Source organism: Polynucleobacter sphagniphilus, assembly GCF_001953355.1.
GTDB lineage: Bacteria > Pseudomonadota > Gammaproteobacteria > Burkholderiales > Burkholderiaceae > Polynucleobacter > Polynucleobacter sphagniphilus.
The window spans coordinates 23,599-35,952 of the sequence record NZ_MPIY01000006.1 but is presented as its reverse complement, the minus strand read 5'-3'; the positions used below and the strand labels follow the sequence as shown (position 1 = coordinate 35,952).

12 protein-coding genes and 1 pseudogene are annotated in these 12,354 nt (G+C 46.8%); 7 read left to right on the top strand and 6 right to left on the bottom strand.

What is annotated here, in order from left to right:
* The 5 genes from aroE to mpl are packed head-to-tail and all read right to left on the bottom strand — an operon-like array spanning position 1 to position 5,999.
* The gene (aroE, locus tag BOQ04_RS06725; protein ID WP_076023995.1) at positions 1–906 is read right to left on the bottom strand and encodes a shikimate dehydrogenase; all 906 of its coding nucleotides are present in this window, start codon (positions 904–906) and stop codon (positions 1–3) included.
* 17 nt (positions 907–923) lie between these two features.
* Complete coding sequence (locus tag BOQ04_RS06720) at positions 924–1,832, bottom strand: TonB family protein (protein ID WP_233126693.1); 909 nt, start codon at positions 1,830–1,832, stop codon at positions 924–926.
* Positions 1,813–3,843, bottom strand: a complete 2,031-nt coding sequence (locus tag BOQ04_RS06715) for a ribonuclease catalytic domain-containing protein (RefSeq protein ID WP_076023994.1) — start codon at positions 3,841–3,843, stop codon at positions 1,813–1,815. Before BOQ04_RS06715 ends, BOQ04_RS06720 begins: the two co-directional genes overlap by 20 nt.
* Before the next feature lie 2 nt (positions 3,844–3,845).
* Positions 3,846–4,580 (bottom strand): 3-oxoacyl-ACP reductase FabG, encoded by a 735-nt coding sequence (gene fabG, locus BOQ04_RS06710; RefSeq protein WP_076023993.1) that lies wholly within the window; start codon positions 4,578–4,580, stop codon positions 3,846–3,848.
* 27 nt (positions 4,581–4,607) lie between these two features.
* The gene (gene mpl, locus BOQ04_RS06705; protein ID WP_076024075.1) at positions 4,608–5,999 is read right to left on the bottom strand and encodes a UDP-N-acetylmuramate:L-alanyl-gamma-D-glutamyl-meso-diaminopimelate ligase; all 1,392 of its coding nucleotides are present in this window, start codon (positions 5,997–5,999) and stop codon (positions 4,608–4,610) included.
* A gap of 26 nt (positions 6,000–6,025) precedes the next feature.
* Here mpl and BOQ04_RS06700 point away from each other — a divergent pair, with 26 nt between their 5' ends.
* The 7 genes and pseudogenes from BOQ04_RS06700 to BOQ04_RS06675 all read left to right on the top strand — a co-directional run bounded on the left by BOQ04_RS06700 (position 6,026) and on the right by BOQ04_RS06675 (position 11,716).
* On the top strand, positions 6,026–6,553 hold the full coding sequence (locus BOQ04_RS06700) for a TlpA family protein disulfide reductase (RefSeq protein ID WP_076023992.1): 528 nt from the start codon (positions 6,026–6,028) through the stop codon (positions 6,551–6,553).
* A 247-nt stretch (positions 6,554–6,800) separates the two neighbouring features.
* Complete coding sequence (aroQ, locus tag BOQ04_RS06695; RefSeq protein WP_076023991.1) at positions 6,801–7,250, top strand: type II 3-dehydroquinate dehydratase; 450 nt, start codon at positions 6,801–6,803, stop codon at positions 7,248–7,250.
* A 36-nt stretch (positions 7,251–7,286) separates the two neighbouring features.
* Positions 7,287–7,748, top strand: a complete 462-nt coding sequence (gene accB / locus BOQ04_RS06690; protein WP_076023990.1) for an acetyl-CoA carboxylase biotin carboxyl carrier protein — start codon at positions 7,287–7,289, stop codon at positions 7,746–7,748.
* Between the two features lie 47 nt (positions 7,749–7,795).
* A complete protein-coding gene (gene accC, locus BOQ04_RS06685; protein WP_076023989.1) occupies positions 7,796–9,160 on the top strand; it encodes an acetyl-CoA carboxylase biotin carboxylase subunit in 1,365 nt (454 codons plus the stop codon).
* A gap of 27 nt (positions 9,161–9,187) precedes the next feature.
* Positions 9,188–10,108, top strand: a pseudogene (prmA, locus tag BOQ04_RS10940) (50S ribosomal protein L11 methyltransferase); the annotation flags it as partial.
* A complete protein-coding gene (locus BOQ04_RS10935; RefSeq protein ID WP_269844391.1) occupies positions 10,097–10,714 on the top strand; it encodes a DUF3426 domain-containing protein in 618 nt (205 codons plus the stop codon). The pseudogene prmA and the gene BOQ04_RS10935, both read left to right, overlap by 12 nt.
* Before the next feature lie 42 nt (positions 10,715–10,756).
* Positions 10,757–11,716, top strand: a complete 960-nt coding sequence (locus BOQ04_RS06675; RefSeq protein WP_076023987.1) for a carbohydrate kinase family protein — start codon at positions 10,757–10,759, stop codon at positions 11,714–11,716.
* A gap of 78 nt (positions 11,717–11,794) precedes the next feature.
* Here BOQ04_RS06675 and BOQ04_RS06670 read toward each other — a convergent pair whose 3' ends face one another.
* Positions 11,795–12,121 carry a hypothetical protein gene (locus BOQ04_RS06670; protein WP_076023986.1) on the bottom strand — a complete coding sequence of 109 codons (327 nt, stop codon included), beginning with the start codon at positions 12,119–12,121 and terminating at the stop codon, positions 11,795–11,797.
* Positions 12,122–12,354: the final 233 nt, after the last annotated feature.

Below are 12,354 nucleotides of genomic sequence, written 5' to 3'. Positions count from 1 at the left end.
TTAACTGCGCAGTGCTGCCAGTACTGCACGTGGATCAATTGAATGGGCTAAGTTTGCTCCTCGCCAAATTAAGAAGGCGTCTGCAGCCTGCTCTACCAGCATACCCAAGCCATCACTGACACGGGCTCCATGCCCTATCGCCTGCTGCATAAAGGGGGTTATCTTCCCATAGACCATGTCATAGGCAAATGAACTTGGGACAAAAATAGTAGAGGCCGCACCTGCAGTCAATGGAGACTGATCAGCAAGCCCAGAAGCTGTGGCATTAATGACCAGGTTGAACGGCGCAGGCGTCTTGGTATGAGACTCAAGATCAGATAGCGTGCATGCGCTGAATATGACCTCTTTAGTCTTTGCCAACTGCGCAAACATATTTACCAACTCAAGCGCTTTTTGATCAGTCCGATTGGCAATCGTCAAGCTGGCTGGTAACTGCTCCAAAAGCGGCCCGATCACACCGCGGGTGGCACCACCAGCACCCAATACCAGCACTCTTGCGCCCTGCAGTGAAATACCTTGTGCTAATAGATCTCTTATTAAACCAGCGCCATCGGTGTTGTCTCCATAAAGCTTGCTATCTGACATCCAAAGGGTATTCACAGCTCCTGCTAGTTGTGCACGCGGGGTTAAGACATCAGCAAGTGCATACGCCTCTAACTTGAATGGCACAGTGACATTCATACCCTTACCACCTGCAGAGAAAAACGTACTCACCGCCTGCTCAAATGCATTGAGCTCAGGTTCTAATCTGCCGTAATGAATTGCTTGCTTTGCTTGTTCTGCAAAGCGATGGTGAATACTGGGTGACTTGCTATGAGCGATCGGATTGCCAGCCACAGCATATACATCTACCCCTGGATATTGGGCAGGATCGATATGAATTGAGGATGGGCTTGGTGGGTTCATACTAGTTAGAGGATAAGCTAATTTTTAGAATTTGATTGGTGGCGTAGCTCTAAGTGGTCAACACTATCGCGAGTAAATTCAAAGGTGGAAACCCAATCGAGCACATCAATCTGATTGCGCATTGCAAGCGGAAATGGTCCAAAGGGGGCAGAGGCCCGCACAATGGCAAGAGCTTGACGATCGAGCTCTGGATTACCTGAGCTACGTCCAATACTCACTCCATCTTGCCCTTTTGCATTACTAGTAATCCTTCCTTGAGAGTCAACACTGATCACAATCACCAAGCTGCCATATAAAGGTCGGCCATTAGCCTGTGGAAAAAAGGTGCTGCCATAGACTTCAATCTTTTGACGCATTGCATCGAAATATTGAGCAAAAGAAACCGCTTTTGTACTAGCTCCACTCAGGACCACGCGGCGCGGTTGGCGTCCATTCGCTTGCAAGCGTTTTGCAAGTTCTGCTTCTAGTGAATTCAGTTGGGTCTTAAGTTTCTGCTCTTCGCCACTCTTGCCGCCACTAGTACGTGCTCGTTGTGCATCAAGCTTTGCCAACATTTGTTTTTGCTGCTTCTCCAAAACCTCAATGCGGGCTTGGGCCCCCAAGCGAGCACGATGCAATGCCGTGGCATCTTGCTCATCAGCGCTACCACCACCCTGTAAATCGGCCTGCGCTAATTTATTTGCTTGTTTTGGAGCTTGTTGATGACTTGCATTTACAAGCACCACACTTAAAGGGGTATTGAGACGCCTGTTTTGAATTTCACCTATTCCCCAACGGAAGGATAGAAAAATCATGTGAATTAAAAGTGAAACGACTAAGGCGCAGTACAAGGGATGCTGCTGCCAGGCACTACGAAGGAAGTCTTTAAATGCAATCGCCTTCACTACTACATTGGAGTGCTCTAGCTTAGCTGGGATTGGCATCATCAGTTGAAGCTTCCACAGGTTCTGCGGTATCAGGAGTTTGTTCAGACACTTTTTCAATAGACTCAAGCTCCAATACGCGCACGCTAGCACTCAACTGCAAGAGATCAATGCTATCGATCACCACTTTCGCGCGCGTCATTCTTAGATGGGTTGCCAACTCAGGAATTGGTAAATGCAGGGGAATCGGCTCTACTCTAGACATACCCTCTTTAAGGTGGCGTACATAGACGGTTTTTGCATTAGGCTCTTGCTCAATCCAACGCAAACACCAGTATTTCTCCATACGATCTTGGTACTCTGCATAGGCCTGATAGCAAGATTCAAAATCCGCAGCAATAGCCATGAGCGCAGAATCCTTAGGGGCAAACGGCGCCACCATCTTGGCCGTTACGCCATGTTTAGCTAAAGCAATCAGCTGCCATTGATTTACTAAATCAGCATAGCGCCTTAAGGGAGAGGTACTCCAGGCATAGCAATCCAAACCCAAGCCTTCGTGCGGACCGGGCTGCGTCTGCATCCGAGTACGCAATGGACCCCAACCTTTTTGTGTACGAAACAATCCTGGTAGACCGTGTTCAGCCAATAAGCGCCCAGCAGCGCTATTGCAATAAATCATCCATTCAGAAACGATCGTATCCAAAATCGAGCCACGCTGACGGGGAGTAATTTCTACCCGCTCAATTCCAGCTACTTTTTTAATCTGGAAGTGAAAATCTCGAGCCAAGGCATTGGGATCAATCACACCCAATTGTTCTGCTCGCAAGCCATTCGCAAGACGTCTCTCTTGGCGCCCTGCATGCAATAACTTTGCTGCTCTCCACAAAATAGCAAGCTCATGACGATAGGGAAAATCCACACCTTCATCAGCTAAAGCCTCATCTGTAACTCGGTGCTCCAAATCTTCCAGGCGCAAATTGGCGGCAATGGGCACCATTTCAGCGCGCATGTGCAAAGAGTCGGAAATAAGCCCGCCTTCCCCATTAATCTCGACATAAAGCGATAGGGATGGCCGAGATGCGCCCGCATCCAGAGAAAATTGTTCTATCACAGCAGGAGGCAGCATGGTGATTTTGTCACCCGGAAAATAGACCGTTGACATCCTCTGACGTGCTAGCTGATCCAATACATCATCCCTTGCAATTACCAAACCTGGGGCAGCAATATGCACACCAATTTGATGATTTCCGTTTGGTAATAGGGTCACGGACAAGGCATCATCAATTTCTGTAGTTCCTGAATCATCGATTGAGAAAGCACTTACCTCCGCAATCGGGAGCTCTTGTATTGCTGCCGCGTAAGCGCCTTGATCAATAGTGATACCAGGGTTGTAATGGGCGCCCTTTGGAAAATATGACTTCAGGAACAAGCCCTGGTGATAGTCCAAAGGGGAAGCAATTGCCTTGCAACGAATCATTAATTGCGCCGGTGTTTCTCCGGTCTGCGTGCAAGCCGCACTCAAAGCCTTATAGGCTGAAGTATTTTTATCTGGAGCAAACAATAATTGGTGCGCCTGAGATTTCAAGTCTTCAGGAAAGATGCCCACAATCAACTCTTCTTGCCAAATCGTTTGTTGCTCTAATTCTTTTTTCTTACGCTCTAATGCAGCTAAACCTGCTTGCAATTGCTCTAGTGGCGCCCTTTGGAAACGACCTCTGCCTTTGCGGCGAAAGAAAACGGGAGCGCCTTGCAGTGCAATTGCCAAGGAAGCTTGCTGAGAAATACTCGCGCCAGCACCAAAATATTCTTGTGATACTTCAAGCAAACTAAATTCTTCTTCAGGAGCGCAGTCCCACAGAAACTGCAAATCGATTTCTGTGGATAAAGAGTGTGCTTCATCCATTACCAGTTGGGCTTCTGGTTTTTCAAATCGAAGCCACACTTCTTTGGCTTTCAGTTTGATCTTTTTGCCGGTCAGACTCGTGGCTTGCCATGATTGAGCATCGCCTTCACCAGAGGTAGATTGCACCGTGGCGATTTTGATATCGCCACCTTCTTCGTATAAGAGATGCATATTTAGAGGGAGATTCCGCCGCTGGCCTCAAGCGCTACGCCATTGACGTAGCTTGCTTCATCACTCGCTAAAAATAAATACACATTGGCCATTTCCTCAGGAGTACCCAAGCGTCCTAACCAACTTCGTTTTTCGATATCTTTTAGGATATTTTCTGGCATGGCTTTGACCATTTCAGTGGAAATAAATCCTGGGCAGACAGCATTGACCCGAATTCCCTTGGGGCCCAATTCACGTGCCCACGTTTTGGTAAAGCCAATGACACCAAATTTCGTTGCCGAGTAATTGGTTTGTCCAAAATTACCGTAGATACCCACCACACTGGAGGCATTCACAATCGCACCTTGACCCGCTTCAAGCATATGCGGCACAATCAATTGGGTGCAGTTAAAAACACCTTTGAGATTGACGTCAATGACTGCATCAAATTGCGCCTCAGTCATCTTCACTAGACGCGCATCTTGTGTAATGCCCGCGTTATTAATCAAGATATCAATCCGACCATAGCGTTGCATGATTTGATCTACCGCAGCTTGAATGCTGGCACGCTCAGTCACGTTCATCACATAGCCCTCAGAGCCAGGAATCTGTGCAGCAGCATTTTCAACTGCCACAGGATTTACGTCAGCAATGATTACTTTAGCGCCCTCCTGGGCAAAACGTTGTGCTGTAGCAAAACCGATGCCCTTGGCCGAGCCCGTAACAATCGCCACTTTATCTTCTAAACGTTTACCCATCTTTTTCTTTCTATATCGCGAGTCGACTTATAGTGCGCTCAATATTTTTTGGTGCACGCCACCAAATCCGCCATTACTCATCACCAAGATGTGATCGCCTGGCTTGGCCTCACTAACAACCGCATTGACCAAAGCATCTAAATTATCAAATGCTTTTGCCTTATCAGCCGCCACCGTATTTAAGGGAGAAAACACTTCCGTAAGATCCCAACCCAAGGACTCTTTTCCTGCATTTGCCCCATAGGCAAATACTTTGTCCGCCATACTTAAGCTATCAGGCAACTGGGCTTTCATCACACCGAGTTTCATCGTGTTCGAGCGTGGCTCCAGTACGGCCAAGATGCGCGCCTGCCCAACACGACGACGCAAGCCATCTACCGTAGTGGTAATCGCTGTAGGGTGATGCGCAAAATCATCATAGACAGTGATGTCATTTCGAATGCCAATCGTTTCTAGACGTCGCTTTACATTTTTAAATTGCGCTAATGCTTTAGCACTATCGACTGGTGAGATGCCAATATGATTGGCTGCAGCAATTGCAGCCAATGCGTTGAGTTGGTTATGGCGCCCCATTACCCCAGAGTCTGGAGCCCATGTCACTTGAGCAAGCTCTTTACCCAAATGCAACACACTAAAGCCGTCATGTGCTTGGGATACCAAAGACCATTCATTCTGAGCGGCTTGCCCAAACCGCTCCACAGGCGCCCATGCACCGCGAGCAATGACTCGCTCCAAGGCAGGCTCCTCACCGTTGACTACCAATAAACCATCACCAGGTACAGTTCGAACGAGATGATGAAATTGAGTTTCGATTGCCAAGAGGTCCGCAAAAATGTCGGCATGATCAAATTCCAAGTTATTCAAGAGCGCTGTTCGCGGGCGGTAATGAACAAATTTGCTGCGTTTATCAAAAAAGGCGGTGTCATATTCGTCTGCCTCGATAACAAAGTACTCACTCTCGCCCAAGCGCGCTGATACCGTGAAATTGAGAGGAACGCCCCCAATCAAATAACCAGGCTGATAACCATTAAATTCCAAAATCCAGGTCAGCATGGCCGAGGTGGTTGTTTTCCCATGCGTACCCGCAACTGCTAAGACGTGCCGTCCAAATAAAACTTGTTCACCTAACCACTGAGGGCCAGAGGTGTATGGCAAACCTTGGTTCAGAATAGCTTCCATCAATGGATTGCCGCGAGAAACCACATTCCCAATCACAAATAAATCAGGCATCGTCTCAAACTGCAATAATTGGTCAGGAGAAAACCCCTCGATGAGCTCGATGCCCTGAGACTCAAGCTGAGTGCTCATTGGCGGGTAGACGTTCGCATCGCAGCCGGTAACTCGATGACCGGCTTGTCGTGCGATTGCGGCAATGCCGCCCATGAATGTGCCGCAAATGCCCAAGATATGAATATGCATCATCGAATTTTAGCTAAGGACTCGCTATGAACCGCAGACAATGGATCACCATCATCGGAATTTGTTTTTTAGCCCTCATGGCAGGCGCATTTAGCTCGCATTGGTTTTCTCAAAACAGGGCTGTAAATGAAGAGGCCGTCAAAGCAGTATTTACTAATGAATGGCAGTCACCTGATGGAAAGGCGATCAATACCAGCGCATGGGAAGGAAAAGTGCTGGTTCTCAATTTTTGGGCCTCCTGGTGCCCCCCATGCGTTGAAGAAATGCCACAATTGGATCAGCTGCAAAGGCAATTTTCCGGGAAAAATGTCTTATTTGTAGGCATCGCCGTTGATTCACCCTCTAACGTACGTGATTTTCTTAAAAAGACACCAGTTTCTTATCCGATTGTGATGGGTGGAATGAATGCCAGCAGTATTTATAAGTCGCTTGGCAATACCCAGTCCGCCCTACCTTATACCGTTGTGGTCTCTCCGCAAGGCAAAGTGATCGACACTAAATTGGGTAAGATAGATGAAGATAGCCTTAAAAAGGCAATAAATTCGGCTTTTTAGCAACAATTAATTCAATTTAACCAATTTTCTTAAAACCCCTTCTAGATAACGAGGGGTAATATTTTTCAGCAAAATGCTTTAACTTCGCTCAAAAATATAAAAACTCCCCAGTTTTCAGGGAGTTTTTATGAGCTTGCGAGGTATACTTTATGCATTATTGAAGCACCTGCTTTGATTGAAAAGCGGCTTTGTAGCAAAAAGTGTAATTTCCTTATTAACACCTAACTGCATTTAAAAATATCGATCTATGTCGAAAAAAGCTTCAATTCTTGTAATTCAAGGACCAAATCTCAATCTACTCGGCACCCGTGAACCCGAGGTTTATGGCAAAACTACCTTGGCAGATATTCACGCAAAGCTAGGTGAAATCGCCAAAGCCCATTCTGTCGACCTAGATACTTATCAAAGCAATCATGAGGGCCAGTTAATCGACCGAGTACAAAAAGCCAAACAAGATGGGGTTGATTTCATCATCATCAATCCAGGTGCCTTTACTCATACCAGTGTGGCATTACGCGATGCCTTAGCAGGTGTAGCCATTCCTTTTACCGAAATTCATCTTTCAAATATTCATCAACGCGAAGAGTTCCGTAAGCACTCTTACTTATCTGATATTGCTACTGGGGTGATTTGCGGACTAGGCGCCATTGGCTACGAGCTGGCATTACAAGCTGCCATTGCCCGTTTGCAAAAATAAAGATTAATCAAGCATCAAAAGAGAGGAAGTATTTCCATGGATCTTAGAAAACTCAAAACCCTGATCGACCTCGTTGCTGAATCTGGTATTTCCGAATTGGAAGTCAACGAAGGTGAAGATCGCGTTCGCATTGTGAATGCTGGATCACCCGCCCCTACTGGGCAAGTTGTCTATGCCAACCCTGCACCCCAAGTCATGCAGGCTGCTCCAGTAGCAGCTATTCCAGTAGCAGCCGCTCCCATTGCAGAAACCCCAGCTGAAACTGGATTCGTTGCTCGCTCACCAATGGTTGGTACTTTCTACCGGGCACCAAACCCGGAATCGCCTGATTTTGTCAAAGTGGGTGACAGCGTCAAAGTAGGTCAAACGCTGTGCATCATTGAAGCAATGAAGTTGCTAAACGAAATTGAAGCAGAAAAAGAAGGTGTGATTAAGCAAATTCTGTGTGAAAACGGACAAGGCGTTGAATTCGACCAACCGCTTTTCATCATTGCGTAAAACTCCTTTAAGCAATCCTTCCTACTGTTACCTAACTCAGAGCCGATATGTTCTCTAAGATTCTGATCGCCAATCGGGGGGAAATTGCTCTCCGTATCCAACGCGCATGTCGCGAGTTGGGAATTAAGACTGTTGTTGTTTATTCAACTGCCGATAAAGAAGCTAAATACGTCAAGCTAGCTGATGAAGCAGTCTGTATTGGGCCAGCACCCTCTCCCCTAAGCTACCTGAATATGCCAGCCATTATTTCTGCGGCAGAGGTAACTGATGCAGAAGCCATTCATCCTGGCTATGGATTTCTTTCTGAGAATGCCGACTTTGCCGAACGCGTTGAAAAGTCTGGCTATGCTTTTATTGGTCCCAGAGCCGAATCGATTCGCCTGATGGGCGACAAGGTTTCAGCAAAACACGCCATGATAAAAGCGGGCGTGCCTTGTGTACCAGGATCCGAAGGTGCTTTACCTGAAAACCCTAAGGAAATTATTGCTACGGCAAAACGCGTTGGCTACCCAGTCATTATTAAGGCTGCTGGAGGTGGTGGCGGTCGCGGGATGCGCGTCGTTCATACAGAAGCCGCTCTTATTAATGCGGTCAACATGACCAAAGAAGAAGCTGGTCGTGCTTTTGGCAATCCAGAAGTCTATATGGAGAAATTTCTGGAGAAGCCACGCCATGTAGAGATTCAAATTTTGGCTGATACCCATGGCAATGCGATTTGGTTAGGAGAGCGTGATTGCTCAATGCAACGTCGACACCAAAAAGTAATCGAAGAAGCGCCTGCGCCTGGTATTGATCGCCGCTTAATTGCCAAAATTGGTGAACGTTGCGCAGAAGCATGCAGAAAAATTGGTTATCGTGGCGCTGGCACTTTTGAGTTTCTCTATGAAAACGGTGAATTTTTCTTTATTGAGATGAATACCCGAGTGCAAGTTGAGCACCCAGTCACTGAAATGATCACTGGCGTAGATATTGTGCAGGAGCAGATTCGTATTGCTGCGGGACTGAAGTTGTCCTATCGCCAAAAAGATATTGTCTTTCGCGGTCATGCGATTGAATGCCGCTTAAATGCCGAAGATCCATTTAAGTTCACGCCAAGCCCAGGACGCATCCAATCCTGGCATATGCCTGGTGGCCCTGGTATTCGTGTCGATTCCCATGCTTACAGTGGATATATGGTCCCATCGAACTACGATTCAATGATTGGTAAGTTGATTTCCTATGGCAATACACGCGAACAAGCAATCCGCCGGATGCAAATTGCACTCTCAGAAATGGTGATTGACGGCATAACAACTAACGTACCTCTGCATCGCGAACTCATGCTTGACCCTAATTTCATTGAAGGTGGCACCAATATTCATTATTTAGAGCACCGCCTTGAAGAGCAAGCTGCGAGCCGCGGCAAAGCATAAGCTTTTCTATTTAACCGAGATCCCTGCATGTCTTATCGTGAGTTAATCTTTACCGTAGTAGCCGAGACTGCAGAGCCCCTGGGTGATGCATTACTTGAATTGGGTGCGCTTTCAGTCACCGTCGAAGATGATGCTGCAGGTGGCTACGACGAAAACCCCCTCTATGGAGAGCCTGGCTTATCACCAGAAGTGCAGGCCTGGGATCGATCCTCAGTCACAGCGCTATTCAATCCCGATATTGACGATTCTGGGGCAGAAAACTTCATTCCGCAATTGCTGATTGCCTTGAAAGAAGCTGGATTTGCACTGACAGCCCCACAAGAAAAAATAGTTGAGGAGCAAGACTGGGTTCGCCTTACCCAAAGTCAGTTTGCACCCATTCAAATTGGCGAGCGTATTTGGGTAGTCCCCTCTTGGCATGACACCCCTACTGATCCCAATGCAATCTGTCTTGCAGTCGATCCAGGATTAGCATTTGGTACAGGCAGTCACCCCACCACCCATTTATGCCTATTGTGGCTTGAACAAAATACCAATCTAGAAAAGCAAAGTTTGCTCGATTACGGCTGTGGGTCCGGAATTCTAGCGATTGCAGCAGCAAAACTTGGCTGCAATCCCGTAGTAGGAACCGATATCGATCCCCAAGCTATGGTCGCGGCGCGCAGTAATGCGGAGATTAATCACACCGTGATTCGCTTTGTATTGCCAACCGAAGGTGCTCCAGAGTTGGCTGCAGAAACAAAATACGACATTGTGATGGCCAATATCCTTGCCAACCCATTGCAAGTACTTGCTCCGGCACTAGTCAACAAAATGCGCCCAGGCGGCAGAATCGTTCTATCCGGTGTTCTTGCCAGACAAGCTGAAGAGGTGATTGCAACCTATAGCCAGTGGTTAACACTCTCGGTTTGGAAAGAAAGTGACGGTTGGGTTTGTTTGCATGGCACTTTAGCAATCCAAAGTGACTCTACAAAAACACACTCACTCGCTTCGGCTCAAAAAAAAAGTCTTAAATTAGCTCTGATCGTTCTATGCGCGCTAGTGCTCATCATTTTTGGTGAGCACCTATCACGCAATTTCTTACTACCGAAACTTGCTACGAACATCGATGGCAGTTCAAATCCACTTGCTGTAAAAGCATTTACAGTTTTACTCAGCGCAGATGAAAAAATTTGTCAGGCAGCAAAGTGCGTGAATCGCCCTCTAAGCGATTTTTCAGCATGGAAAATAACTTCTGCCACACTATCACCAGAAAACGCGCGAGAGGGCCTTAAAGGCGGCCCTAATCATTCAATCCTGCAAGTGGAGCTACAAAATAAACTTGCATTGCCCGTTTTGCCTCCTAATTTGGTGTTGGTGATCACCGATGCAGAAGAAAATGAGATCGAGTCTATGCAATTTACGCCTCAAGAATGGCTTACAAATGAATGGCAAGAATCTCATCCAGATTTTTCACAAGTCGGCGTGCGCGCAGGAGAGGCTCTCTCTATCAATCTGCCAATTTCACTGCCTCAAAATGCTGCAGGCTATCGAGTCAGCGTGATTTACCCTTAAGCTATCACCCACTATCAGATCATTATTAGAAGAAAGTAATTTATGGCAAGCCTAATCTGCGGTTCTATTGCATACGACACGATCATGAACTTTGAGGGTAAATTTGTTGATCAAATTCTGCCTGACCAGATTCACAAGCTCAATGTGGCGTTCTTGGTGCCAACTATGCGTCGTGAGTTTGGCGGCTGTGCAGGCAATATTGCCTACAACTTGAACCTGCTTGGTGGTGACCCCATCATCATGGCAACAGTTGGTGGCGATGCTGATCCCTACCTAGAGCACCTTAAAAGACTAGAAATCAATGCCAGTCATATTCGCACCATTCCCCAGGCCTTCACTGCCCAAGCAATGATCACAACCGATCAGGTCAACAACCAAATTACTGCATTTCATCCGGGGGCCATGAATGAATCTCACCTCAACCTTGTTTCCAAGGTAGTGACAGAGCGTACGCAAAATAAAAAAGGGGCTGTTCATTTTGGAATTGTTGCCCCAGATGGTCGTCAAGGCATGTGGGAGCATTGCCATCAGCTTGCGGAAGCAAATATTCCATTTGTTTTTGATCCAGGCCAAGGTTTGCCGATGTTTAACGGCCCAGAATTACTCGAACTCATTGATATTGCCAGCTACCTTGCAGTCAATGACTACGAAGGTGAAATGCTTTCCCAAAGAACTGGCCTAAGCTTGGATAAGATTGCTGAACGCGTAAAAGCCCTGATTGTTACTAAAGGTGCTGAAGGTGCTGATATTTATACGCAAAATAAATGCATTCCTATCCCATCAGTGCCAGCAGAAAAGCTGATCGATCCAACCGGTTGCGGCGATGCCTTTCGTGGTGGACTGCTTTTTGGCCTAGAAAATGCGATGGATTGGGAAACAACTGGCCGCCTGGCCAGTTTGATGGGTTCAATCAAGATTAGCCATCAAGGCCCACAAAATCATCAACCCAGTAAAGATGAGATTGCAGCGCAGTTCAAATCTGCGTTTGGTTTTGCCTTTTAAAGATTTTTACTTTTAGGGCAATAAAAAAGGGGTCTCAAAAGAGACCCCTTTGAACTTCACCCGTCTATAAGCTAAGGCTTATGGACGAGTGCCAGTTGGGAAGGGCCAAGCAGCAGCGGTATTCAAAGAACTAGTCTTTGGCGCGGCTTTTTTAGCCACGGACTTTTTTACAGCTGAGCCCGCTTTCTTCACAGCAGGCTTACTTACTTTTTTTTTGTCTACTTTACGAGCTACTTTTTTAGCAGCAGGCTTCTTAGCAGCTACTTTTTTAGCAGCAGGCTTCTTAGCAGCTACTTTTTTAGCAGCAGGCTTCTTAGCAGCAACTTTCTTAGCAGCAGGCTTCTTAGCAGCTACTTTTTTAGCAGCTGGTTTCTTTGCAGCAACTTTTTTCTTGGCGATTGCCATAGTAATGCTCCTTCACGTGAGGATTAGTACAAACTACCGATTAAGAAGACCCGACCATTCATTTCCGCTTTGCTTTGCAGCAGATTGGATCCGACGAGCGAGCCATTCATCGGCGCGCGGCTTGATGCTAGGTGCTGCACGCTAATGAATCCTGGAAAAAAAGCCGAAGCCCCAAAGGGCAACGGCTTTTTGAATTTGCTTGAAAAAATAGAGATAGTGGACCAAATACCCTT

Excerpts from the sequence above, each read along its gene's own strand:
- mpl (WP_076024075.1), bottom strand. The coding sequence starts at position 5,999 with ATGCATATTCATATCTTGGGCATTTGCGGCACATTCATGGGCGGCATT.
- BOQ04_RS06670 (WP_076023986.1), bottom strand. The coding sequence starts at position 12,121 with ATGGCAATCGCCAAGAAAAAAGTTGCTGCAAAGAAACCAGCTGCTAAA.
- fabG (WP_076023993.1), bottom strand. The coding sequence starts at position 4,580 with ATGGGTAAACGTTTAGAAGATAAAGTGGCGATTGTTACGGGCTCGGCC.
- BOQ04_RS06720 (WP_233126693.1), bottom strand. The coding sequence starts at position 1,832 with ATGATGCCAATCCCAGCTAAGCTAGAGCACTCCAATGTAGTAGTGAAG.
- aroQ (WP_076023991.1), top strand. The coding sequence starts at position 6,801 with ATGTCGAAAAAAGCTTCAATTCTTGTAATTCAAGGACCAAATCTCAAT.
- aroE (WP_076023995.1), bottom strand. The coding sequence starts at position 906 with ATGAACCCACCAAGCCCATCCTCAATTCATATCGATCCTGCCCAATAT.
- accB (WP_076023990.1), top strand. The coding sequence starts at position 7,287 with ATGGATCTTAGAAAACTCAAAACCCTGATCGACCTCGTTGCTGAATCT.
- accC (WP_076023989.1), top strand. The coding sequence starts at position 7,796 with ATGTTCTCTAAGATTCTGATCGCCAATCGGGGGGAAATTGCTCTCCGT.
- BOQ04_RS06715 (WP_076023994.1), bottom strand. The coding sequence starts at position 3,843 with ATGCATCTCTTATACGAAGAAGGTGGCGATATCAAAATCGCCACGGTG.
- BOQ04_RS06675 (WP_076023987.1), top strand. The coding sequence starts at position 10,757 with ATGGCAAGCCTAATCTGCGGTTCTATTGCATACGACACGATCATGAAC.
- BOQ04_RS06700 (WP_076023992.1), top strand. The coding sequence starts at position 6,026 with ATGAACCGCAGACAATGGATCACCATCATCGGAATTTGTTTTTTAGCC.